General features: G+C 45.8%; 14 protein-coding genes. 11 read left to right on the top strand and 3 right to left on the bottom strand.

Annotated elements, in window-relative coordinates; genetic code table 11:
* The first annotated feature begins 10 nt into the window (after window positions 1-10).
* From KIO97_RS16390 to KIO97_RS16370, 5 genes are all read left to right on the top strand, one after another.
* A complete protein-coding gene (locus KIO97_RS16390) occupies window positions 11-3,526 on the top strand; it encodes a hypothetical protein (RefSeq protein ID WP_285383453.1) in 3,516 nt (1,171 codons plus the stop codon).
* Window positions 3,527-3,535: 9 nt separating this feature from the next.
* Complete coding sequence (locus KIO97_RS16385) at window positions 3,536-4,441, top strand: OmpA family protein (RefSeq protein ID WP_285383452.1); 906 nt, start codon at window positions 3,536-3,538, stop codon at window positions 4,439-4,441.
* 97 nt (window positions 4,442-4,538) lie between these two features.
* Window positions 4,539-5,387, top strand: coding sequence for a mechanosensitive ion channel family protein (locus KIO97_RS16380; protein WP_038889132.1), 849 nt, complete (start codon window positions 4,539-4,541; stop codon window positions 5,385-5,387).
* Window positions 5,388-5,710: 323 nt separating this feature from the next.
* Window positions 5,711-7,801: an EAL domain-containing protein gene (locus tag KIO97_RS16375; protein ID WP_045370675.1), complete on the top strand. Its 2,091-nt coding sequence runs from the start codon at window positions 5,711-5,713 to the stop codon at window positions 7,799-7,801.
* 337 nt (window positions 7,802-8,138) lie between these two features.
* The gene (locus KIO97_RS16370) at window positions 8,139-10,205 is read left to right on the top strand and encodes an EAL domain-containing protein (RefSeq protein ID WP_043883488.1); all 2,067 of its coding nucleotides are present in this window, start codon (window positions 8,139-8,141) and stop codon (window positions 10,203-10,205) included.
* A 113-nt stretch (window positions 10,206-10,318) separates the two neighbouring features.
* Here KIO97_RS16370 and azu read toward each other — a convergent pair whose 3' ends face one another.
* Window positions 10,319-10,771: an azurin gene (azu, locus tag KIO97_RS16365; RefSeq protein ID WP_285383451.1), complete on the bottom strand. Its 453-nt coding sequence runs from the start codon at window positions 10,769-10,771 to the stop codon at window positions 10,319-10,321.
* Window positions 10,772-11,381: 610 nt separating this feature from the next.
* Here azu and KIO97_RS16360 point away from each other — a divergent pair.
* The 3 genes from KIO97_RS16360 to KIO97_RS16350 all read left to right on the top strand — a co-directional run bounded on the left by KIO97_RS16360 (window position 11,382) and on the right by KIO97_RS16350 (window position 17,848).
* Window positions 11,382-14,996: an Ig-like domain-containing protein gene (locus tag KIO97_RS16360; protein WP_285383450.1), complete on the top strand. Its 3,615-nt coding sequence runs from the start codon at window positions 11,382-11,384 to the stop codon at window positions 14,994-14,996.
* A gap of 231 nt (window positions 14,997-15,227) precedes the next feature.
* Window positions 15,228-16,457, top strand: a complete 1,230-nt coding sequence (locus KIO97_RS16355) for an NAD(P)/FAD-dependent oxidoreductase (RefSeq protein ID WP_005432099.1) — start codon at window positions 15,228-15,230, stop codon at window positions 16,455-16,457.
* Window positions 16,458-16,540: 83 nt separating this feature from the next.
* Window positions 16,541-17,848, top strand: a complete 1,308-nt coding sequence (locus tag KIO97_RS16350; protein WP_285383449.1) for a dicarboxylate/amino acid:cation symporter — start codon at window positions 16,541-16,543, stop codon at window positions 17,846-17,848.
* 67 nt (window positions 17,849-17,915) lie between these two features.
* Here the strand turns inward: KIO97_RS16350 and KIO97_RS16345 are convergent, their stop codons facing one another.
* Together KIO97_RS16345 and norR are read right to left on the bottom strand one after the other, a co-directional pair.
* Window positions 17,916-18,563 carry an HAD family phosphatase gene (locus KIO97_RS16345; protein ID WP_285383448.1) on the bottom strand — a complete coding sequence of 216 codons (648 nt, stop codon included), beginning with the start codon at window positions 18,561-18,563 and terminating at the stop codon, window positions 17,916-17,918.
* A gap of 95 nt (window positions 18,564-18,658) precedes the next feature.
* Window positions 18,659-20,191, bottom strand: a complete 1,533-nt coding sequence (gene norR, locus KIO97_RS16340) for a nitric oxide reductase transcriptional regulator NorR (RefSeq protein ID WP_045457373.1) — start codon at window positions 20,189-20,191, stop codon at window positions 18,659-18,661.
* A gap of 190 nt (window positions 20,192-20,381) precedes the next feature.
* On the opposite strand from norR, the gene norV reads away from it, so the two are divergent.
* The 3 genes from norV to KIO97_RS16325 are packed head-to-tail and all read left to right on the top strand — an operon-like array spanning window position 20,382 to window position 23,420.
* Window positions 20,382-21,881: an anaerobic nitric oxide reductase flavorubredoxin gene (norV, locus tag KIO97_RS16335; RefSeq protein ID WP_285383447.1), complete on the top strand. Its 1,500-nt coding sequence runs from the start codon at window positions 20,382-20,384 to the stop codon at window positions 21,879-21,881.
* A gap of 8 nt (window positions 21,882-21,889) precedes the next feature.
* On the top strand, window positions 21,890-23,038 hold the full coding sequence (gene norW, locus KIO97_RS16330; RefSeq protein ID WP_285383446.1) for an NADH:flavorubredoxin reductase NorW: 1,149 nt from the start codon (window positions 21,890-21,892) through the stop codon (window positions 23,036-23,038).
* A gap of 43 nt (window positions 23,039-23,081) precedes the next feature.
* Window positions 23,082-23,420, top strand: coding sequence for a DUF1971 domain-containing protein (locus KIO97_RS16325; RefSeq protein ID WP_038889122.1), 339 nt, complete (start codon window positions 23,082-23,084; stop codon window positions 23,418-23,420).
* The last annotated feature ends 217 nt before the right edge of the window (window positions 23,421-23,637 follow it).

Here is a 23,637-nt window from a genome sequence, read left to right as displayed (position 1 = left end):
CAGGATTATTATGATTAGATTTAGACAATCAAAACTGACAATGTGTATCGCGGCTGCGTTGCCGATACTTTCGTACGCGAAAGACACCAGCCAATTGGAGAAACTTGACAGTGACTCACTGGGTATTGAAGTAAAAGCTCACGAACAAACGGATAACTCCCGTATCTACCTAGACCAAGGTGCGATTTGGGTAAGCCGCGACATCATGCGATTTGATCCGGTACTTGACCTGAGCATTAGCAGTGATGTTGAAGTGAAAGATGGCAAGCCATTACAAGAAATGAGCTTCGCTATCACAACCAACTTCAGCTACTACGTTGACCATTACCAACTGGAGGTCTTCCGTGGTGGTGACCGTGGCTTGGTTGATCCTTTAGCAGTGGTAGAAGGCCAGCAATTTGCGAACGATTTCAACATTGTTTGGGATGGCACGACCGACCAAGAGTATCAATTTGAATCCAACACGCAGTTGTTGTTCCGTTTAAAAGCCTTCGATAAAGACGGCAACATGGACGTGACGACGGTTGGTGTAATTGACCTTGTCGAGCCAGATTCTGAAGTCGATATCGATAAGAACGACGGTGAAGAAGAGCAAAGCCGCAAGCTCGGTAAAGCTCAGTTGATGCGTCACAACATTCCTACCTCTGCGGGTCTGGCAAGGTTCATGGGTACAGGATTAAAAGGCGTCGATAAAGTTGTGATTGGCGAAGACGAGTTTGATGTGGAAGAGGGCGAGTTATACGCAGAACAATACTTGCCAGCAGATGCGTATCTGTTCCCAACTCGTGTGGTATTCGACAGTGGTGAAGAGCGTCGTTACCAACTGTACGTGCGTATTCCTGATGAATATTGGGTGCAAGCCGGTCTTGCAGACTTCTACATTGGTAAAAACAAAGTAACGGGTAACTCCGCCGCATTAGCCGTAGACGAGCAATACCAAGATGACATCTATAATCAAGGGCGCTTGGCGTACTTTGGTCAGGGTAAGTTTGGCGACAAACTCAGAGTGACCACTCACTTTGATACTAAAGAGAGTGAAGTTCGAGATATGTTTAAGAACCCATTTGCCTCTGATTCTTCCAGCGTATTCGATATTCTCGAAGACGACGATGAGATGTATTACGGCAACTATGGTGACAGCTCCAACATCTACAAAGTGGTGAACACCAAAGGTAAGGTTTACCTCAACGTTGAGTACGACAAATCCAATGTCTTGTGGGGTAACTACAACACCGGCATTACTGGCACCGACAACAACGATTACAACCGTAGTTTATACGGCTTCAAAGGTGATTACCGTACTCGCTCAACCACCAAGTTTGGTGAAGATCGCCTAAACATTGTCGGCTTTGCGGCTGAATCTGACTCACTCTTCGCTCACGATGAATTCCTAGGTACTGGTGGTTCGTTGTACTTCTTGCGCCATGGTGAAGTGGTACCAGGCAGTGACAAAGTGATGGTGAAAGTTGTCGACCCAGACAGCAGCATCACTGTGCAAGAAATGCCGCTGCAATCGGGACGTGACTATGAAATCGATCCGTACCAAGGTCGCATTATTCTGACCAGACCGCTGAACAACATCATTTCGGATCACTTTGGTACTGTTATCAACGACCAACCAGCATCTGGCTATGACAACTACCTTTCGGTGGACTACGAATACGTTCCTCAAGGCAGTGACGCACTTGACGCAATGACTGCTGGTGGTCGTGTGAAAGGTTGGGTGAACGACTACATTGGTGTGGGCGCAAACTACCAAACCGAAGAAAAAGACAACCAAGATTACGAAGCGTACGGCACGGATTTAACCTTGCGTGCATCAGAAGGTACGTACTTGAAAGCCGAATTCGGACACAGTAAAGGTCGTCAAACCGATTCCAACTACGTTTCTTTCGATGGCGGTTTAACCTTTACCCCAATTGGCAGCAACGCGGAAGATCGTGAAGGTGATATCTACCAAGTGAAAGGGGTGATGAACCTCTACGACTTAGCACCAAACGTATTCTCTGCGGTGGGTAACGACGTTAAAGCTTGGTACAAATCCAAAGACGCAGGTTACAGTTTTGCCAGCCAAGATGACGACTTAGAGCAAGAGTCTTACGGTACTGAAATTCGTTTTCAAGCCACTGACCGAGTTGCCGTGAAGACGCGCTTTACCTCGGTTGAAGAGCGTGAATCCGATGGTGATTTGCGAACCGATACCCAGCAAGCGGAATTGGAAACCCAAGTTAAAGTTACCAAACACATTAAGATCTCGGCAGCGGGTAAACAAGTTGAAGAGCTAAACAACCAAGATGAAAAAGGCAAAGGAACCTTAGCAGGCCTGCGTGCTGACTACATCTGGGACAGCGACAACAACGTGTACATCAAAGGTCAGAAAACCGTAGGTCAAACTGACGAATACGACGAGAACGACAGCGTCACACTAGGTGGTGAAACGCGCATTCTAGAAGACTTTGTCGTTGGCGCGGAATACACCACGGGTGATCGCGGCGATGCCGCAGAAGCGAGCGTGACGTATGACGTAACGGAAGATTACAGCACCTACTTAACCTACGTAGATGACACTTACGAAGGCAAAAACAACGTAATTGTCGGCCAACGTGCAGACCTGACTTCAACCGTCGATTTCTACCAAGAAAACCAATTTGTAGATGAGAACAACGGCAAAGGTCGTATTGACTCGTTTGGTTTTGGTTACGACATGAACGACGACATCGACATGGGGATTGGCTATCAAAAAGGCGAAATCGAAGACGATCAGAAGATCACCACAGAGCGCCAAGCCGTGAGTGTGAGCACTTCGATTGATGTGGATGACGTATTGTTCAAGAACAAAGTCGAGTACCGTGTCGACAAGACCGATGATTCCGCAGACCCAGATAAAAAACGTGTCGACCAATGGGTGACGACTAACCGTTACACACATCATCTAACGGAAGAGTACACCTTGTTTGGTAAGTTCAACTACTCACGCTCAGAGAGCAAATCGAGCGATAAAGTGTTGGCTCGTTTTATTGAGTCGACCGCAGGTTTAGCATATCGCCCAATCTACAACGACCGTTTGAACGTACTCTCTCGCTACACCTATTTGGTGGACTTCGACCAACTTAACCGCGATGTGGATTACAAAGATGAAGAAAGTCATATCATCGAAATCGAAGGTATCTACTCGCTGGATGCAAACTGGGATTTAGGCGCGAAATACGCTTACAAGGACAAGCATGAAATCTTCACTCGGCAGTCAGGCGAAGACATTCCAGTCGACAGTAAAATTTCTCTCTACGGTTTGAGTGCCTCTTACCGTGTTATGAAAGATTGGGACGTTACTGGTGAGTACCACTGGAAGACGGACAGCACCTACGACGAGCTAGAGCAGGGCGCATTGGTTTCGGTTAACAAACATTTGAGCGACAACTTCAAAGTCGGTGTGGGTTACAACTTCTCAGGCTTTGATGGCAACCTAGCGAATGATGACGATTACGACGCATCAGGCGTGTTCATTAACCTAGTTGGTAAGTTATAAGAGGGCGATATGAAAACGACGATTCGTTTGTTAAGCGGCATGATCGCAGGGGCAATATTGGCAGGTTGCTCGGCAGATGCGTATGTTAGCCAAGAGAACCGAGAAAAGTTTGCTGATGTCAATGTCTCCAAGTTTTTGATCAGTGAATGTTTAGCACCGCAACGCGAAATCCATATTGCGGTTGCTGAGCATTTTGACTTCGATAAATCCATCATTCGTGAAGCCGATGCGGCAAGCCTAGATGCGTTCATCCGTGATATTCAAGACTTGGCCGGGCGTATTACGATTGTTGGTCACACCGACTTTAAAGGCTCTGACGAATATAATGAGAAGCTGTCTATGCGCCGTGCTGAATCGGTAGAGGCGTATCTTCAGCAACAACTCAACCCAGAGCAATACGATTGGGAAGTGAAACACTTTGGTGAGTCGCAGCCGCTAGCGTTGGGTAAATCGGATCAAGCTCGCGCCGAAAACCGTCGTGCTTACGTGATGTTTGAAGAGGCGAAGAAGTATGAAGAGATGCCTTTCTGTGAGCCGCCAAAACCAGAACGTAAGATCTACATGGCGATGACACCACACTTTGATTTCGATAAGTCGGAATTAAAACCGGAAGACCTTTCACAATTAGATGATTTCATCGCAACACTGCAAGGTTTAGAAGGTAGCATTATGGTGGCTGGTCATACCGACCAAGTGGGCTCGCTCTCTTATAATGAACAACTGGCGGAGCGAAGAGCACAAACCGTAGTGGCGTACCTCAAAACGAAACTCGATCCATCGCAGTTTGTGTGGGAAGTAAAAGCCTTTGGTGAGCTTCAACCTGTGATCAACGAAGAATCTCCAGAAGCCAATGTTTTAAACCGCCGTGCGTTTATCGTATTTAAAGAGAGCGAACTGGGACAACCGACTGAATAATTTGGTAAGGTTGTCCTCTCGCAAGCTAGTTATCTGTTTTCTGAGCGATAGTTAGCATCAAAGGTCAACCTATCCAAACCAAACAGGGAGTCGGGTAATGGAGAAAGTGCAGTTAGTCGTCGATTTTCTTCTCACTCACAAAATTTTATTTTCCGCATTAATCCTGCTGTTCATCATTGTTCTGCGTCGTTTGATTCTGTCTCGAATTCGTGGCGACGATGCCTTCATTACCGAAGAACAACGCAGCTGGATGTCGAGAACCAAAAACGGCACGTTCGCGCTTACGCTGATCCTGTTGTTCATCTTATGGCAATCAGAAATCAGCGAGTTTGCCCTAAGCGTTACAGCTATTGCAGTGGCGATTGTTGTTGCATCCAAAGAGATTATTCTTTGTTTTACCGGTTCGATTCAACGAGCCAGTTCGCGTTCATTTCGCATTGGTGACTGGATTGAAGTCGGCAAGCTGTGTGGCGAAGTGATTGAGCACAACATGATGGCGACAGTGATTCAAGAAATCGACTTGCACCATGGGCAATACCACTTCACGGGGAAAACCGCGACGTTGCCTAACAGTATGTTTTTCACCTACCCAGTGAAGAACCTCAACTTTATGAAGCGTTACGTTTACCATGACTTTTCTGTTGTGGTGAAAGACTTCGTCAACCTATACCCACTTTTGCCGTTACTGACCGATAAGATTGACGAACATTGCAGTTATTTTGCCGATGTTGCACACCGTTATAACGCGATGATCGAGAAGCACGCTGGTGTCGATCTTCCGGGGGCTGAGCCGCATATCCATATCTCAAGCAACATCAATGGTGAGCAAATCGTGCACATCATGATTTTCTGTCCGACAGATAAAGCCAACCACTTAGAACACCTGATTCGCAAAGACTTTATGGAGCTTTATGAGCAACGATTTCCAATGAACTCGGAGCATTAAGTTCTCGCTCAATAATCACCAGCTCAATGTAAACCCTCACCAATCAAAGGTGGGGGTTATTTTTATTGTTCATTTGTCGTAACGATAAAATATCTTAATGGATCGAGGCGCATATAATCGTTAAATTACGCGCGCAATCTGCCCTCAGACAACTTCCGCTTGTTGCTTAAAATACATAATAAAAACACCAATTAAGACTACTCAGATAGTCCGTACCGCAATAGCTAGTTTCCTATGGAAGCGACGGCATCGCGGTAAAGGTTGCACGTATGGCTGTTTATTAAACCGCTGAATCTCTATCACGTTTATCATTAAGATGCTTCATGCAAACTGGCTTTAAAATCAAATTTGCTCCTTCTCAACGCCTATTCGCATTGATGGGGCAGTGGCAGTCCGCGTCCAAATCCTATTTAACGGACTTGGCGTCGATCGCATTGCTACTGCTGCCTTTGATTCTCTCTAATGCGTTGGCAGTATTTTTTGGGCACGTCTTCCGTTTTACTGGTTTAATGGATTTGTCCCAGTTGCTGTTTCACGTGTCAGATATCCTGATCAACTTGTACCCGAGTGCATTCTGTGTGGTGGCGGGTTATTACCTTTCCCACAAAACCAATGTTTCTAGTGCGGTGTTCATCATCTATTCGTTGATCATGTTCTACTTGATCTCCATAGAGAATGGCAGCCTTTCACAGATGTACATGTTGCCAAATAACCCGCTGTTGGCGCTATTGAGTGCCACAATGACGTACGTTTACTGCAGCATCTTTAAGATACGTTTGTTAGAGCCTCAAGCCCTCGATTTTTCATCACGACTGCTTAAGCATGTGGTGCACTTTTTCTTGTTTGTGCTTGTTGCGCTCGTGATGTCCCATTTCACGGCAATCTTTATGGCATTGGCTGGTGGTATGGTTCGCGGACTCGGTGTTGATCCATTAACGTTCAAAGGTGGTCTTATGTACCAAACCGTGCTGGGCTTGCTCGGCTCGATTGGTATCAACGGACATAACTTGTTGTTTGCGATTAAGCAGCAGATATTCGCCGCGACCGAAGCGAATATGATGGCATGGCAAGCCGGAGAGGCGTCACTGAATGTCATCAGCCAAGGTTTTTATGATGCATTTATGTCGATGGGTGGCTCGGGGAACTCGATAAGCTTGCTTCTCTGTGTGTTGATGTTCGCTAAAGAGCGTAACCATTTGATGTTGGCTCTGGCGGCAATGCCACTGGTTATTTTTAACATCAACGAAGTGTTGTTGTTTGGTTTGCCAATCATCTTCAACCCGATTTTGATCATCCCTTTCGTGCTGGTGCCGTTAGTGAGTTTTGTCATTACCTTCTTGTGTATTTCATCGGGTCTTGTTCCGCCAGTTGAAAACATTGTGAACTGGATGACGCCACCACTGTTCAGTGGTTACATGGCAATGGGGAATCAAATCGAAGGCTCGATCTTGCAAGCGCTGATCATTGTTTTGGGTATTTTCATCTATCGACCATTTTACTTGGCATACGCGGGGAAATATTCAGCGCAGTTCCGCGCCAATACGGCTTATTCTGGGATAGAAAGCTCTATCTTTAAAACATTGCTAAGTAATGTAAAAGCATCGAACAACTCAAGCATCAGTAAGTCGACAGCCCAGAAGCGTTTAACTACGATTTTGCGCGAAGGGGAGTTAGTGATGTTCTATCAAAAACTGCAGTCGACGAAAAATATTAACGAGTTCTCGTATGAAGCTCTGCTACGTTACATCGATAAAGATGGCAAGTTATGCCCACCGACATTTGTGAGTGATTTCCAGATGCTTAACTCGATGCCATTACTGGATAAGCTGGTGATTGAGAAAGTCTTGGCAGACATGCAGCAAATGAACTTATCGAAAGATCGTCGTATTGCCATCAACATTGCGGTGGCGACGATCGAGCAAGAAGAGTTTGTGCCGCATTTGTTATCGCGTTTGGCCCATTACGGTATCTCGCCAGAATGGCTGGAGATTGAGATCACGGAAGAAGCGATTCTCAGCAACAAGGTATTCTTGATTAAAACGATGGAAGCGTTGCAAGCTCAAGGCATTCGTATTGCAATGGATGACTTTGGTACTGGCTATGCCTCGTTCCCGCATTTGCTCAAATACCCGTTTGATAAGATCAAACTTGACCGCTCGCTCTTACTGGATGCCAACGATAAGAAAGGAAAGGATCTCTACGAGTTGGTGGCGAAACTGGGCCATATCACCCATTGTGAGGTGGTGGCTGAAGGGGTTGAGACACAAGCGGAGTATGACTTTGTAAAAGCGTGTGAGGTGGATAAAGTGCAAGGGTATTTCTTTGCTCGTCCAGCTCCGTTATTGGACATTTTGGACGAACAGCAAGAAAAGCCATTTCTATCGTCACAATTACAAAGTCGAGTGGAAATATAGACTTGCTGGCGCTAATGTGCGCCTCCTTGCTTAATAAGCAAACAAAATAACAAACTACGTTGACCAAAGAAACAACGAGTTTGAGCAGAATGGAAGGGTGTCGAGGGTTTTGGCTGGCACACTTTCATTCTGTTAAATAGCAACAAGTTGGCTGTAGCTACCTTTGTTGAGTGACTATGCGCAACGTTGAACGATCAACGCTTTGTTACTCGAATGATACCGTCATCGACGTCCTTGTCGAAACTCTCCCTCATTACGAAACAAATTACATGGATTTAATTGCGGCGAATTTCTTAAGCGGCTTCTAGGCCGTTTTTTGATGGATTTACTTAGCCAAATGAACAATCGATATATCAATCGACTTTTTACTTTAATATCTTCCAACTTATACATTAACGGTTTATGTAACGTCCTCGTGATGTTGTTACCAGTTTCGTTAATTTCTGCATTCAGTACATTGCTGAGTAATTTACTGGTGATAGCTGGCTACGAGCAGATTGGTATCACCGTAGGTACAGCGAGTGCCATTATCTGGAAGCTATTTCCAATTTTGCTGTTGGTGTACTTCTCTCAGTTTCTTTCCTCACTGTTGAAAGTCTCTCGTGTGAACGTCATAACGCCATCGTTGATGATTTACTTTATCGTCTGCAATGAATGGGGCTTATTGCAAGATGGTACGGTCGTTCCAAGTAACTACCCATTGGCAATTCTTGTTCCGACCGTCGTCGCTTGGTCTGTGCGTTTTATGCAAAACCGAAAATGGTTTATGCGCTCTGATTTGCCGAATGTTGTGGATCAATCCTACAACCTCATCGTGGCGACGGTGGTGTTGGTCGTTGGTTATACGGTTTTGGGCTATGCGCTTGGGCAAGCGTTTTGTGCTGCGGATGTTGCGCATCTTCTACTGCCAAAACTGGATCCTAACTCACTGCTTGATGGCGTGATCTACGAATTTGTGCGTAACCTATTTTGGTCGATTGGCATCAACGGCCACATCATTTTTGCGCCTTACAAAGCCGAGCTTTATGAAGTGACGCGCGTTGCGATAGAAAACCATGAAGCACTTGGTACACCACTGCCAATTTTAACCACTAATTTCTTTGATTTTTATGCAGGGATGGGGGGCGCAGGGAATACCATTTCACTGGTACTTTGTATGCTTTTTCTGACCAAAAATCGCAGTTATAAAGCGCTTGCGGTAGCGGCATTGGTTTTGAGCTTGTTCAATATTAACGAGCCAATCATTTATGGCTTACCCATCATGTTCAATCCCGTCATGATTGTGCCGTTTCTCATTGCTCCTATTGTAGGGTTGGTCATTGCTTACGTTGCGACAGCGATGGGGCTGGTCGCACCGATTACTGAGATCGTCAGTTGGATGACACCGCCATTAGCGAGTGGTTTCATTGGCACAGGTTACACGTGGACGGGCGTGATTTTGCAACTGATCATCATCTTGGTTGGTGTGGTAATTTACTACCCATTCTTTAAGCAAATGGACAAAATTGGTAATGCGGATACGCTGTTTGCAAAGTCAGTTTCTGATGATTTCTTCAATTATGAAGGATTAGACAATGGCAAAGTGGCGGGGGCATTTTTCCCTGAAATCACGAATAAGTTTGCGGCGCAAAAACGCATCAGTGACTTGAAAAAGCATGGCGAGTTTGTGTTGTTCTATCAACCACAGGTTAATGCTCGTACGGGTGAGATTCGTTCGCTTGAAGTACTGATTCGTCATCGCTCTGAAACAGGGGAGATCACACCACCAACGTTTCTTGAGGACTTTGCCAAAGTCGGCTTAATGAGTGAGTTGGATTTATGGGTAGTCGAAACGACATTGCGTGAAGCTGCGCCTTTGGCGAATCGACCAAACTTCAAGGTTTCAATTAACCTATCGCCAGAAACTTGCTTGGTACCAGACTTCACTGAAAAGGTACTGACGATGATTAATGAAAGTGCTCTCTCTTGCTCTCAAGTGGAGTTTGAGATTACCGAAGACATGCTGATTCAGGATGAGCATCGTACTCACTATGTGTTAAGCGCACTGCGAGCTGCGGGGGTGAAGATTGCGTTGGATGACTTTGGTTCTGGTTATTCGTCTATTGGTTACCTGTCAAAATACGATTTCGATAAAGTGAAAATAGACCGTTCGTTAGTACTTAACCTCAACAACAAAAACGGTCGCGAACTGTTTAGGTTAACCGCGAAGCTGGTAAAAATTACCGGAGCCGTCACCGTTGCCGAGGGTATTGAAACAGAGAGCGAATTAGAGTTTATGGCAGAATTAGGTATTGATTTGATTCAAGGCTTTTACTTCTACCGCCCAATGCCGTTTGACGATGTTGTAAAGCTTGAATACAGCGAGCGAGAAGAGCGTTCAGATTACGATCACTTTGCATGCTAAGCAGTAAGTTAACAGCACCAAAAAGGGAAGCGAAATGCTTCCCTTTTCTTTAGGTTCAAATAAGACATCTGTGTGTCCCAATCTCAAATTGGGTCATCTAGATGTAGATGTGTTTACTTGAACTCGAATTTACCTTGCATGATTGCCCAGTGACCAGGGAAAGAACATAAGAACGAGTAGTCGCCTCCCGGAGTCATTTTCTCTGTGCTGAAGGTGATAGAAGTGCTTTCACCGCCGCCCACTACTTTAGTGAAGGCATAAACGCGGTCGTCGTTTGGTTTCACGTAGTTGTTATCAAGGCCCGCAGACATCCCGTCTGTACCCACCGCTTGAAGGTTAGCCGTATCTGTAATCACAACGTTGTGACCCATTGACTGTGCCGGCATCTTACCAGTGTGGTTCAGCGTCAGTTTCACTTCTTTACACGTCGCTGGCACGCTCAGTGTCTTGGTCGAAAACTGCATCATATCGTTAGCATCGATGGACACTTCACACTCCGCGTTGGCTTGTGCGCCAAAGCTCATTCCAACTAGTGCAAAGGTTGCTACTACTAAACGTAAAGACATATAACACTCTCCATATTGTATTTTTGGGCTGACTTGGATTCAAACCGATCCAATGCATCTCATTATCATCGAATATTCTGTTTGAAACCGTGCTTTGAACCCTATATTGACGTTTTGTTGCAAAGTTATACTTATGATTTTCACTATTTGATCATTCATTGGGCTTATTTTATGTAATCAAATTAACAAGTTTCAGTAATCTTATCTTTCGGTGTTCTTACATCAATCAACAGAGGAGTTACAACGGTTTTGGCTGGAATCTCGACAAGTTGTAACTAAATGTTTCTGTGCTTTTTAACTTGTAACGCAAATTTCTCTTAATTCACAAAATTAACAATTATGCAAACAAAAGTTATTTATCGACACGAATAAATAAATTCATCAATTGCTTGATGTCATTTATATAATTTGAACTAGAGTCCCAGTTTAAATTGTCCATATTGTCACTGAATGATTTGTCATCAATTTGACGTCTAAGACTGCTTAATTATTGACGATTTTTCCTCCAAAAATCCTGTTACGTTTTGTTACATCCATCAGCTGCGCCGCGAAAAAAGTTCCTGCTTATAATGATTTACCTTCCTACTGTAGATTGTATAAGTCATTAATTATGAATAAGAATATGCTAAATTTCATGCCGAGCGTTCTAGCGCTCGCGATCGGAATGGGACTTCCCGCAGCACAAGCTGGAGTCGTAACCGATGCTGCTGTTGTTGGCTCTGAAAGCCAATGGTGGAACACGTACAAAGTAACCCTGACAAACGATGGTTCTCAATCAATTGAGTTGCGTGATGCCAAGGTTTTGTTTGATTCAAATCTAACTATGTCTGCGCCTTCTTGGGCTGCTACAAGCGTTAGCTACCCAGGCATGGCATTTACGAGCAATGCGAAAGGGAGCCTATTCGAAAACACTCTTACCCTTTCCTTTGATAGCGGTAGTTGGGTTAAGTCACAACTTCCAGCTGGTGAAAGCATCGAACTAACACTGGGTGTGAGTGGCGTATTGGATCTTGCTCTGCTGCAAAACACTATCCGTTTGATTGCTGATGATGGTGAAGTGGGTGAGCCGGATATTTCGCTTCAGTTAACGTCACCAGTAAGCGGTGCGGAGTTTGAAGAAGGCCAAGCGGTTGCGATGTTAGCAAACGTAACCGTGACCAATACCAGTGTTAAAGCGGTGACTTTCTTTGTCGATAACGTTCAAGTTGCTCGTGCAACACAGGCGCCTTTCCAAGCTAGCTGGACATCAGTTGGCGTGGGTGCACACACGATTAAAGCAGTAGTGGAAGACACTTCTGGTCTAACACAAGAGCAGGCTGTAAGTATCACAGTTAAAGAAAAGCAAGTTGAGCCGCCACTGGAGCCTGAAGTACATGAACTGACGTTTGTTGCACCAACACAAGGTCAAAAACTGACTGTTGAACAAGCGACGACAATTACTGCACGCGTTGATGGTGAGTTGATCTCGACCCTGGAATTTTGGGCAAACGATCGCAAGCTAGGCCAGCGTAGTATCACAGCTACTCAAAACTCTTACTCGCAATCTTGGACACCAAGCGAAGTTGGCAATGCAACGCTAAAAGTGGTGGTGTTAGATCAAAACGGCCAAACGGTTGAGCAGAACAGCATCGCAGTGACAGTAGAAGCTGCCCCAAGCTTTGTTAGTCCTGAAGTGAGCTTCTCTTCTCCTGCAAACGGTTCTAAGTTTGAAAAAGACGAGTTGGTATCGATCTCTGTTCGTGCAACGGATGCGGATGATGATTTGTCTCGTGTTATTGTGAAAGCAAACAACCAGCAAATTTGTGAGTTTAACGCGTCTACGGAAAGCCAGTACTCTTGTGACTGGACGGCATCTCAAGTGGGGGATGTGACGTTAGAAGCGGTAGCGACCGATGCTGAAAATCTGACGGCGACTGCACGTGTAAAAATCACAGTGGAAGAAGTTGATACCCCAACGCCTCCGGGTGGCTTGTGTGCTGATTTCAATGTTTACCCAGATTGGACTCGTGGTGACCACGCAACTGGTGGCGACATTATGGTTCACAAGAACATTGCTTACTCAGCGGTTCACTGGACGCAAACTGTTCCGGGTAGCGACGCCTCATGGGCACTGCACCTGAACTGTGATGGCACAGAGCCGGGTACAGCACCAGCGCTATCATTACGCAACCCAATGGACCCAGTTCGCCTTGAAGTTGCTGGTTGGCCAAATACATTTGTTGTAGCGAGCCCATCAACTCAAGCACCAAGCACATTGACGATCGAGACAAGCAGCGCTGATGCGTTAGTAGATGTAGAACAGCTAACACGTGCATTTGTTTCTGTCCTAGAACAGGCAGAGAACGCAGGCTCAGCCTCTATCGTTATTCAATCGGATGTTCTGGATCTTGCAACACAAGATAAAGGCGCATCATTGGGTACGGTAGCGGTTAAGCAAGCGCTGACAAACGCTATCGATATTACAGGCAGCAATATCGATATCGACGCGATCAACGCACTGAGTGATGATGTAAAAGGTTGGGCACAGGCTCACAACTTGATCTTCACCACACTTGCACCTCAAGCGACATTTGGTTGGTCACTAAACATTGGCGAATTCGCTTACGATACGCATTCTGGTCGTCAATCAGTATGGGATGAAGCGTCTGTCTTCTCTGCTGATTTGCTTAATAGCTTCGAACTATACAAAGCGGATTCTGCAAATAAAGCGGACTTTGTTGCCTTCACTAAATCGAGCGAGACGGCTGCGCTAACTAGCGAGCAGTGGCACAACGCACTTGAATACGTAAAACAGGTAACAGATTACGTTGAAGCACCTGCAATGCTGGCAAACATGTCGACTGCGCAAGCGGCGAACTACTTCATGGGCAATACGCAAAGCGAGCAGCAAATTCGCAAAGCGGCTTACAGTAACGTGTTTGCATTGATGTTTGATCAAGACTCTCAAGCATTAACCAGCAAGATTGAACTGTACCAAACGGCGAAAGTACCACTGTACTACGTGGGTGAAGAGCTAGAGAAAGGTTCATTGACTCGTATTGAGGCGCTAAACCAAGAGTTAGCCAACGCTGAAAGCGTGATGGATAACGAAGCCTTCCTATACGAAACGCCGCAATCTCAGTGGGTTCCGTCAACGGTTTACAAGTGGAATGACTTCCTAGATGGCTTGAACGCGATGCACAACATTGGTGTGGCGGGTAACAAGTTCTGGCTGATGGATGATGAAGTCGATGACGCTACTAACATCAAATACGCGAAAGTCGCGATTGCTGCATTCCTTGCACAAAGTATGCAAGAGACTATTCGTTACAACGCTTGTGATGAAAACAACTGGTCAGAAGTGAAATATGGCGCGCCAACGGATTACCCAATGACGGCAAGCTGTGGTCAACTTGGTCAGAAATACGCAGATTATGGTGTAAACCCAGTGTCTGGTCTGGATCACGCGTACTCGTGTCCACGTGATAACAAGATGGAAGTAAGCGCGCTGACGCATGCGAAATGGTACGGTGCACCAGCTCCAGTATTTGCTGCTCCGGATGCTGTGCTTGAAGAGCGTGGTCTACTGGTAAATGGTGCTGCTGGTCGTTGGACGAACAACGGTCACTGTAACGAAGTACCTGAAAGCGTCGATACGTCTAAGCAAGTATGGGAGCGTGACGAGTGTAGAACTTACGTGGGCCAAAAAGCGGGTAAATTTGTTTGGGACGGCAGCAGCCAAGAAAGTGTTGAGGGTTGTGGCTGGTGGGGCCGTGGTGTTATCCAAACCACAGGTCGTCAGAACTTCGGTACGCTTAACCACTACCTAGGTCGTTCTCATGTTGATCCATCGACGATCGGTAAGACGATTGATGGCGTAACGGTTGAAGCGCCACCAGAGAATCCGCTATACGCGGAGTTGGACTTCTGTTCGAACCCTGGTCTGATTTGTAGCTCGGAAGAAAACAGAGAGATCAAATGGATTGCTGGTCTATTCTACTGGGTAACATCAGTGCAGGCGTATAACGATGAAGGCGGCCAATACGCAGACTGGAACTACTACAACGAGCTGAAGAAGTACGTTGATAGCGGTCTACAAGGCTCTCAATTTATTGATGACGTTTCAGGTATCGTTAACCGTGGTTGTCCTGATTTGACGTGTTCGACTGGTGACGTTCATAACGTGGAAGAGCGCCGTGATAACTTCAAACTGGTGCTACAAAAGCTAGGACTTGATCCTCGTTAATTCAGATAGAACAACATCGATGAGTCAAAGCCACCACTGAAAAGTGGTGGCTTTTTTGTTTTTTTCATTCGGCTCAGACGCTTAGTTTTTATTTTTACGTTTCTGTAATAGTTATTTTCTTTTTCTGCTTATTATCATTTATTTTCAACTCAATATAATGCTCGCCATTCCAAACGTATTTACTGCGTTTATGATTTTTATCTTTCGATGAATGGTTTCCGGGAGGGGAGTATGTCGAATTTTGTTGTTGTCGGTGGTGGTGCTGCAGGCCTAGAAATGGTCACGCGTTTAGCGAGCAGTTTTGCGGGTAAATCTGGCCACACCGTCACTTTGGTTGAACCATCTTCTCATCACTTATGGAAACCAAGACTGCATGAAATTGCGGCGGGCACGTTTGACAATGAGCTCGATTCGGTGGCGTTTCGCCTTCATGCTGCTTGCCACGGCTACCAGTATGTTCAAGCGCGTATGTCAGGATTAGATCGAGCAAACAAAACGATTACCGTAAGCGCTGAGTTCTCACCAGAACAAACATTGAAATACGATTACCTTGTGATTGCAGTTGGTGCGATCAGTAATGATTTCAAAATTCCGGGTGTGAGCGATCATTGTTTGTTCTTAGATTCTGCCTCTCAAGCAGAAAAAGCATGGGAGCAGATGAAACAGATGCTGGCGAACGGTGGTGCTCACCGTGTATCTATTGTGGGAGCTGGTGCGACTGGTGTTGAGTTGGCTGCTGAGTGGGCTAAAGTGAGCAAGCAATTAAACCGCTATCAAAATGATACTCAGCTTTCTATTACGCTTATTGAAGCCGCAGACCGCGTATTGCCCGCAAGCGCCGATTGCATGTCTGAAAAAGTACTCAAGAAACTTCAAAAGCAGGGCGTTAACGTCCGCTTAAACGCAAGGGTTAAGCGTGCAGAAGCGGATCGCATTGTAACAGAAAATGAGGTCATTCCTGCTGATCTACAAATTTGGGCAGCAGGTATTCGATGCCCAGATTGGCTAGCGAATCTCGATGGTCTGGAAAGCAACCGTATTAACCAACTTAAAGTGTTGCCAACGTTGCAAACCACTCTTGATGAGAGCGTTTTTGTCATCGGTGACAGTGCTGAATGTCCACAAGAGGATGGGCGTGTTGTACCACCACGAGCACAAGCAGCCAACCAAGCAGCGGCGCATTTGGCGAAGCAGTTTAAGCGCTTGGTGAAAGGCAAAGAGCTAAAGCCGTTTGTATTCAAAGATGGTGGCATGGTGGTAGCTCTGGGGCATGACTACGCGGTTGGCGCGTTGATGAATGACAAAGTCGTGTTACGCGGACGCTATGTTCGTCGTTTATACGACACCATTTTTAGACTGCATCAACGTGTCATTTTTGGCTGGTTCCGAGTATCAGCGTTGGTTGTGCTTAAACGCGTAAAAGGTTTATTGAACCCTTATTACAAAGGCTCTTGGTCTTAATCCCAGTCAGTATTATTCGTTTCTGTCTTTTCACTATTATCGAGCGCCCAAATCATAACGATTTGTGGCGCTAGGTGTTTTTTATGCGTCATTTGCAACTCTCTTTACCTGTTCAACTTCTTATTTCTGCTTTGCTTGCTTGGAGTGGGGCTCAAGCTATCCTTCTTCTCGTCGAACATGGTTTTGCAGATAAATCGCTATTGCTGTCGAGTGATTACTACCAAATTTTGATGTTGAGTAAAACGGTCTACCTAGGTTTACTCAAAATGGTGGTGGGCTTGATGGTACTGTTCTCCCTTGTCGAGGGTATTACCAATATCGGTTCAACCTTACGCCTTAAAGCATTGGGTGGGCGAACACTGCTTTTCTACAGCTTCACGACTCTAATAGCCATCAGCTTGGGGCTTGGTGCTTCTTTGGCATTGCCAGCATGGGAGCCGCTCAGTCAGACTATTCCTGTTGGCAGTGATGTTCGTTTGATTGATGAACAAGGGGCTGGTGGGGCAGCGATATTGACCAATCTCGTCAAGATGGCAATGGTCAATCCGTTTGCTGCATTGGCGAATGGTAACTTACTGGCGATCGTCGTTTTCTCCTTTATGGTAGGCGTTGCGATTTTGCTTTCGGTGCCATCAGGTCACCCTTTATTAGCCGTGATTTCGGGGTTAAACAAAAGCATCAACACCATGATTCGTGGCATCGTTAAACTGTCTCCGATTGCTATTTTCGCGATCGTGCTTGATATCACGTTGACCTCGAGTGGCAATCTGATTCAGCAACTTGCGCTGTTTGCGCTGCTGGTGTTTTTGCTTACGATGGTGCATGGGCTAGTCGTATTACCGACGATTGCTAAGGTTATGACGGGGATTTCGCCGATTACGTTGTTTAAAGCGATTTCAGCACCGTTAGCCATGGCGTTCGCGACTTCCTCTAGTGCAGCTGCTCTGCCTCTTGCAAAGCAAAGTGCGGAAGACAATTTAGATGTCTCACCAGAAGTCAGCAGTATGGTGTTGCCACTCGGTTCTGTAATGAACATGGACGGGACTGCGCTATTTGAGGGTGTTGCTGCGATTTTCTTGGCGCAACTGTTCGGTGTGGATTTGAGCACGACTGGATTGGTGATGATTTTTATCATGGCTATGGTCTCTTCTGTCGGTGCTCCGGGCATGCCTTCTGGCTCTATGTCGGGTATGCAGTTAGTGCTGTTAGCCGCGGGTATTCCACTGGAAGCGATTGCGATTTTATTGGTGATAGAAAGACCGCTAGATACCTTCCGCACTGCCGTTAATGTGGAGGGGGATTTAGTCGCGACGCTTGTGATCGACCGTTGGCAAAAGAAGACGACGGTGGATTCACAATCTCTTGATTCGTCAGAGATGCTAGTGGGCTAAAAGCAAAACGCACTCTCAATGGAGAGTGCGTTTTTCGTTGTTCTGAACTTAGATGAGCGAAAACGGGCTACGCTTTTTTAAGCTCGAATAATGCGTCATGCAGTGAAGGAACGATCGCATGGCCAAAATTACGCACTTCTGCGCAAGGTTCAACAAGGTCTGGGATTTGGAAAGTGACCATGTTAGCTGCTACCGCAGAGCGTACGCCATTATTGGAATCTTCAAAGGCAAGACATTTGGTTGGGTCAACGTTTAGTCGACTTGCTGCAAGCAGATAGATCTCTGGATCTGGCTTTCCGTGTGAGACCTCACAGCCCGTGGTTAAGTTGTCGAAATACTTGCTCAGACCCGCCAGCTCCAACTTTTTTCTCGCTACTTCTTTCGCAGTAGAAGTCGCAACGGCAATGGGTAAACCTTGCTGTTTTAGCCACTCAAGCAGTTCTACCACGCCTTCTTTTACTGGAATGGCTTGATGCTTTACAACCGCATCGTAGCGAGTGCGCCATTCGTGATGAAGGCGATCTAAATCATCACCGTAAGCTTTGCGGAAAATGACCTCAATGCCCGCCGCGTTGCGACCAATGATTGAAAGGTAAACGTCTTTGTAGAATGGGAGGCTTTGTGCCTCACACGCTTCTTGGAAAATGCGCATGCACACTCGCTCCGTATCGAGGAGCAGTCCATCCATATCGAAAATAGCAGCTTGATAATTCATTACGTTATGACTTGTCGATTGAGATGGCGCATTTTGACATAAGCGGAATCGATTTTCTTGTGCAATTCGATCATCCTGTAGGCTTTCCTCAATCTTTATTTAATTCCGAGACGTTTCGCTAATCGGTGTAAATTACCGTTATCGAGCTCAAGCTGACGTGCCGTTGCTGCCCAGTTGCCTTGGTTCTCTTCCAGTGTTCGAACAATCATTGCTTTTTGGAAGGCGTCTGTGGCTGGTTTCAATCCACCTTCTGGTAGCTCAAGCTCAGAACTTTGTCCCTTTTCCTCAAGGTTCTTGATGTTCTGGTTCGGCGTTCGGATGTCAAAATCTTGCTCAACCAACTCAATGTCCATGGCGTGGGTACGCGCTTTTGCCAAAACCCCTGCACGTTTAATGACATGTTCAAGCTCTCGCACGTTGCCCGGCCATGAATAGTCTTTGAGTGCTTGAACGAGAGTTGGTGATAAACGAACGCTGTTCAACCCAAGTTTGCTTCTCAAGCGCTCGGCAAAGAAGCCAGCCAGTAGCACCACATCATCTTCACGCTCACGAAGAGGTGGAACATGAAGCGGAAAGACGCTCAAGCGATGATATAAGTCTGCACGGAAACGACCTGCGGTAACTTCTTCATGCAAAATACGGTTAGTAGCGGCAACAATGCGCGTGTTAACTCGGATATGACGGTCGTCACCCACTCGTTGTATGTCGCCGTATTGTAGGGCTCGAAGTAACTTAGCTTGCAGCTCTAACGACAGTTCGCCAACTTCATCTAAAAACAGTGTGCCACCATCGGCTTGTTCAAACTTACCCTTGCGGTTACTGATTGCGCCTGTAAACGCGCCTTTGATGTGTCCAAACAGTTCACTCTCAGCGACCGATTCCGGCAACGCCGCACAGTTGAGATAGACCAAAGTATTACCAGAGCGACTGGAGCGATGATGAATAGCATTAGCAACTAACTCTTTACCCACACCTGTCTCGCCCGTAATCAGCACGGATAACTCCGTATCGGCGACCGCATCAATCTGCTCTTGAAGATTTTCCATGCCTTGTGAGCTGCCAATGATCTCGTTGTTTAGTGTGCGTTTCTCAGTGTAAGACTCTCGTGGCAAGCTTGCTTGTGTCTCTAATTGCTCTAAGAGTAGGGCGGTATGTAAGCCACCCGCTGCCAATGCACTAACAAAACGCAATTCTTGGTTACGCAGTCCATCAAATTGATTGGGGTCGAAGGCATCAATCGTTATTGCACCAATCAGTTGATCGTCGATCAGCAAAGGTAAACCAATACATGAATGGACATGCAGTTTGTCATCGCGGTTTGGGATCAAGCCGTCGTAGGGGTCAGGTAAGTCACTATCGGAAGGAAAACGCACGATGTCGCCAGCACGGGCAATCGCTTCTAAACGTGGGTGTTGCTCAATGGAGAAGCGGCGTCCAAGCACTTCTTTTGCCAAACCATTAATCGCTAGCGGCTTGAAGTGAAGATCTTCATACAAAAGAAGCGCGGAAGAGTCACACTTTAATACTTCTCGAATCGTGGTTAATAACGTATCGAAACGAGCTTGTTGAGTGAGTGCCGAGTTTAGGTCTTGTGTGATGTGTAGCCATTGCGCGATTAAAGAAGTCATAACCAATACCGATTGTGTCAATATGACTATTGTAGTGTCTTAATGACAATTTACAACTGTGTCCAAATGACACTTCATAGTATTGATTTTATATTAACTTATTGAAATTTAATGAAATAAATAGTTGGCACGGCCAGTGCAATATAGGAAGTAGTTCTTATTATTTATTTCGTCATTCAAGGTAGTAAATATGACAATTCACGTAAAAAACAACCTTCATTGGGTAGGTCAGCGAGATTGGGAAGTTCAGGACTTTCACGGTACAGAATACAAAATGACAAAAGGTACCAGCTACAACAGTTATCTAATTCGTGAAGAGAAAACCGTACTTATCGATACGGTTGATCATCGCTTCAGTCAACAATTCATTCAAAACTTGGCAATGGAAATCGACCTTAAATCCATAGATTTCATCGTGATAAACCATGCAGAAGAAGATCACTCAGGCGCATTGTCGGCATTGATGGAGAAGATTCCGAACACGCCAATTTACTGTACAGAAGCGGCGATTGACTCCATCGTTGGGCACCACCATCACCCTGAGTGGAACTTCAAAACCGTAAAAACGGGCGACAGTATCGATATTGGTAATGGCAAGCAATTGGTATTTGTCGAAGCGCCAATGCTGCATTGGCCGGACAGCATGATGACATACCTAACGGGCGATGCAGTGCTATTCAGTAACGATGCGTTTGGTCAGCACTACTGCGATGAACGCTTGTTCAATGATGAAGTGGATCAAAATGAGCTGATGGAACAGTGTTTGCGTTACTACTCAAATATCCTAACGCCATTTAGCAGCTTGGTAACAGCCAAAATCAAAGAAGTGTTAAGCTTCAACTTGCCTGTCGACATGATTGCAACTTCACACGGTATTGTATGGCGTGATAATCCCGTTCAAATCATCGAGCAATACTTAGCGTGGGCAGACAACTATCAAGAAGACCGCATTACGATTTTCTACGACTCTATGTCAAACAACACTCGAATGATGGCTGATGCCATTGCGCAGGGTATTCATGATGTTGATCCTGGCGTGGCCGTCAAAGTTTTCAATGTGTCTAAGCAAGATAAGAATGAAATCCTAGCCAATGTGTTCCGCTCAAAAGGCATCTTGGTTGGTTCGTCTACCATGAATAACGTGATGATGCCCAAGATTGCAGGCATGCTAGAAGAAATCACAGGTCTACGTTTCAAAGAAAAGAAAGCCGCGGCATTTGGTAGTTACGGTTGGAATGGCGGTGCAGTGGATCGCATCCATGCGCGATTAACCGACGCAGGATTTGAAACTGCGGTGAGTTTGAAAACCAAATGGCGACCAGATGGCAAAGCGATGCGTGAGTGCCGTGAGCATGGGCAGAACATCGCTAAATTGTGGACGAAGCATGATCTGACAAGCTCTTTTACGACTGCGGCTGTTAGCTCACCTACGTCAGCTGAGACTCCATCTTTTGAACCATTGGTAGAACAAGTCGAAGCAGAATTTGCTCCTAGTAACCCTAGTTCCCAAGCGCATCCGGTAGATTGCCAATGCATGGTCTGTACCGTTTGTAATTGGGTGTACGACCCAGCCAAAGGCGAACATAACCAAGGTGTTGAACCGGGTACGGCTTGGTCTGAAGTGCCGGATTACTTCTTGTGCCCAGAGTGTCACTTAGGCAAAGACGTTTTCGTCGAATACAACGGCTAGGGGGAAGCATGCAAGCACCTATTGTGATTATTGGTAGCGGTTTTGCGGCCTACCAGTTGGTTAAAACAGTGCGTCGAATGGACGCAAATATTCCACTGCAAGTGTTTACTGCTGATGATGGCGCGGAATACAACAAGCCCGATTTGAGTCATGTATTTAGTAATAAGAAAACTGCTCAAGACTTAGTGGTTAAAAGTGGCGAGGCGTTTGCAGAGGAACACAACATCGAGCTTTTCACCCATACCATGATTGATCATGTTGATGAACAAGCTCAGCACGTGATTGCCGACGGTCAAGTTTATCCTTATTCAAAACTGGTGTTCGCGACAGGAGCGAAACCCTATGTGCCACCAATGCTGGGTAGTGCTGCGTCAGAGGTGATAACTCTAAACTCACGGCAAGAATACCAGTCGGCTGAAGAGAAAATTAGTCGCGCGAAGCGGGTTTTAGTGATTGGTGGTGGCTTAATCGGTGTCGAGATCGCCATGGATCTCTCAAGCAGTGGCAAAGCCGTTACGGTCGTTGAGCCAAACCCTCGTTTGCTCGCGAATTTGATTCCTGATTTCGTCGCAATGCCCCTTGAAAACCAACTCAAGCAGCAAGGTATCCAACTTGCGTTGGAGAGCGGTGTTGCTGAAGTGAAACACTCTGGTCATTCGCTCGTGGTCAGATTGACTGAGGGAACAGAGGTCGAAGTTGATGTAGTGATATCGGCCGCAGGTTTGCGGGCGAACACTTGGTTAGCGGAGGTTGGTGGGCTTAAGGTCAATAAAGCCATTGTAGTTGACTCTCGATTACAGACATCAGTAACGAATGTGTTTGCGTTGGGTGATTGTGCCGAGATCCAAGGTCAGATGATGCCATACCTCCAACCTATCGTGCTTAGTGCTAATGTGTTGGGTAAGCAATTACTGGGACAAGAAGCAGAGTTGAAGCTACCGCCACTGATGATAAAGGTGAAAACACCGAGCTACCCAATTCAGCTGGCAGGCGACTTGAGTTCGGTCGTTAATTGGAGTGTAAGGATTTCTCAAACCGGCATTGCCGCGAAGGCAGAAGATGAAAACAACCGACTCATAGGCTTCGTTGTGACGGGAGAACAAGTTACGCAAGCATTTCCGCTACTTAGAGAGTTGTCTCAAGCCGCTCAGGCTTAACCGAATTGAACCAAAAGAATTTGTAATTAAAGAGGGTATTACTATGTCACATTTACGTATTCCAAAAGAATGGACGATTCAACGTTCAACGCCTTTCTTCACTAAAGATAATGTACCAGCGGCACTGTTAACTCATCACAACACAGCAGAGGGCGTGTTTGGACAGATTTGTGTGATGGAAGGGCAAGTGACTTACTATGGCTTTGCTGATGAAAATGCCACAGAGCCAGAAGTGGTAGTGGTAATCAATGCCGGTCAGTTTGCGACAAGTCCTCCTCAATACTGGCACCGTGTTGAAATGAGCGATGATGCGCAGTTCAATATCAACTTTTGGTCGAATAAAGACAAAAGTGGGCAAGCGCTGTTCCATACGAAAAAATAATTTAATACTGAAATCGATATTGCGCTAATTTGTCGGGAAGAAGCGTTTACGACAATCTATTAAAATAGACAGAAGAGCAGAGATCCGTCTCTGCTCTTTTTTGATTTCGAGAGAGGGGCTTTAAGTCCTTCATGGGTTTATTCTGTGATTCTAGTCACGAAGCAATTCCTACCTGTTAACTCAATAAGTGTTATGTTATAACATTGTTTCTGCTCGG

It is taken from the genome of Vibrio sp. B181a (assembly GCF_030248375.1).
Classification (GTDB): domain Bacteria; phylum Pseudomonadota; class Gammaproteobacteria; order Enterobacterales; family Vibrionaceae; genus Vibrio; species Vibrio campbellii.
Note: the sequence above shows the minus strand (reverse complement) of the source record. Positions and strands in the feature narration are given on the sequence as shown.

What these genes read in the sequence shown, in the direction of transcription:
- KIO97_RS16390 (WP_285383453.1), top strand. Translation starts at nt 11, where the DNA reads ATGATTAGATTTAGACAATCAAAACTGACAATGTGTATCGCGGCTGCG.
- KIO97_RS16385 (WP_285383452.1), top strand. Translation starts at nt 3,536, where the DNA reads ATGAAAACGACGATTCGTTTGTTAAGCGGCATGATCGCAGGGGCAATA.
- KIO97_RS16380 (WP_038889132.1), top strand. Translation starts at nt 4,539, where the DNA reads ATGGAGAAAGTGCAGTTAGTCGTCGATTTTCTTCTCACTCACAAAATT.
- KIO97_RS16375 (WP_045370675.1), top strand. Translation starts at nt 5,711, where the DNA reads ATGCAAACTGGCTTTAAAATCAAATTTGCTCCTTCTCAACGCCTATTC.
- KIO97_RS16370 (WP_043883488.1), top strand. Translation starts at nt 8,139, where the DNA reads ATGAACAATCGATATATCAATCGACTTTTTACTTTAATATCTTCCAAC.
- azu (WP_285383451.1), bottom strand. Translation starts at nt 10,771, where the DNA reads ATGTCTTTACGTTTAGTAGTAGCAACCTTTGCACTAGTTGGAATGAGC.
- KIO97_RS16360 (WP_285383450.1), top strand. Translation starts at nt 11,382, where the DNA reads ATGAATAAGAATATGCTAAATTTCATGCCGAGCGTTCTAGCGCTCGCG.
- KIO97_RS16355 (WP_005432099.1), top strand. Translation starts at nt 15,228, where the DNA reads ATGTCGAATTTTGTTGTTGTCGGTGGTGGTGCTGCAGGCCTAGAAATG.
- KIO97_RS16350 (WP_285383449.1), top strand. Translation starts at nt 16,541, where the DNA reads ATGCGTCATTTGCAACTCTCTTTACCTGTTCAACTTCTTATTTCTGCT.
- KIO97_RS16345 (WP_285383448.1), bottom strand. Translation starts at nt 18,563, where the DNA reads ATGAATTATCAAGCTGCTATTTTCGATATGGATGGACTGCTCCTCGAT.
- norR (WP_045457373.1), bottom strand. Translation starts at nt 20,191, where the DNA reads ATGACTTCTTTAATCGCGCAATGGCTACACATCACACAAGACCTAAAC.
- norV (WP_285383447.1), top strand. Translation starts at nt 20,382, where the DNA reads ATGACAATTCACGTAAAAAACAACCTTCATTGGGTAGGTCAGCGAGAT.
- norW (WP_285383446.1), top strand. Translation starts at nt 21,890, where the DNA reads ATGCAAGCACCTATTGTGATTATTGGTAGCGGTTTTGCGGCCTACCAG.
- KIO97_RS16325 (WP_038889122.1), top strand. Translation starts at nt 23,082, where the DNA reads ATGTCACATTTACGTATTCCAAAAGAATGGACGATTCAACGTTCAACG.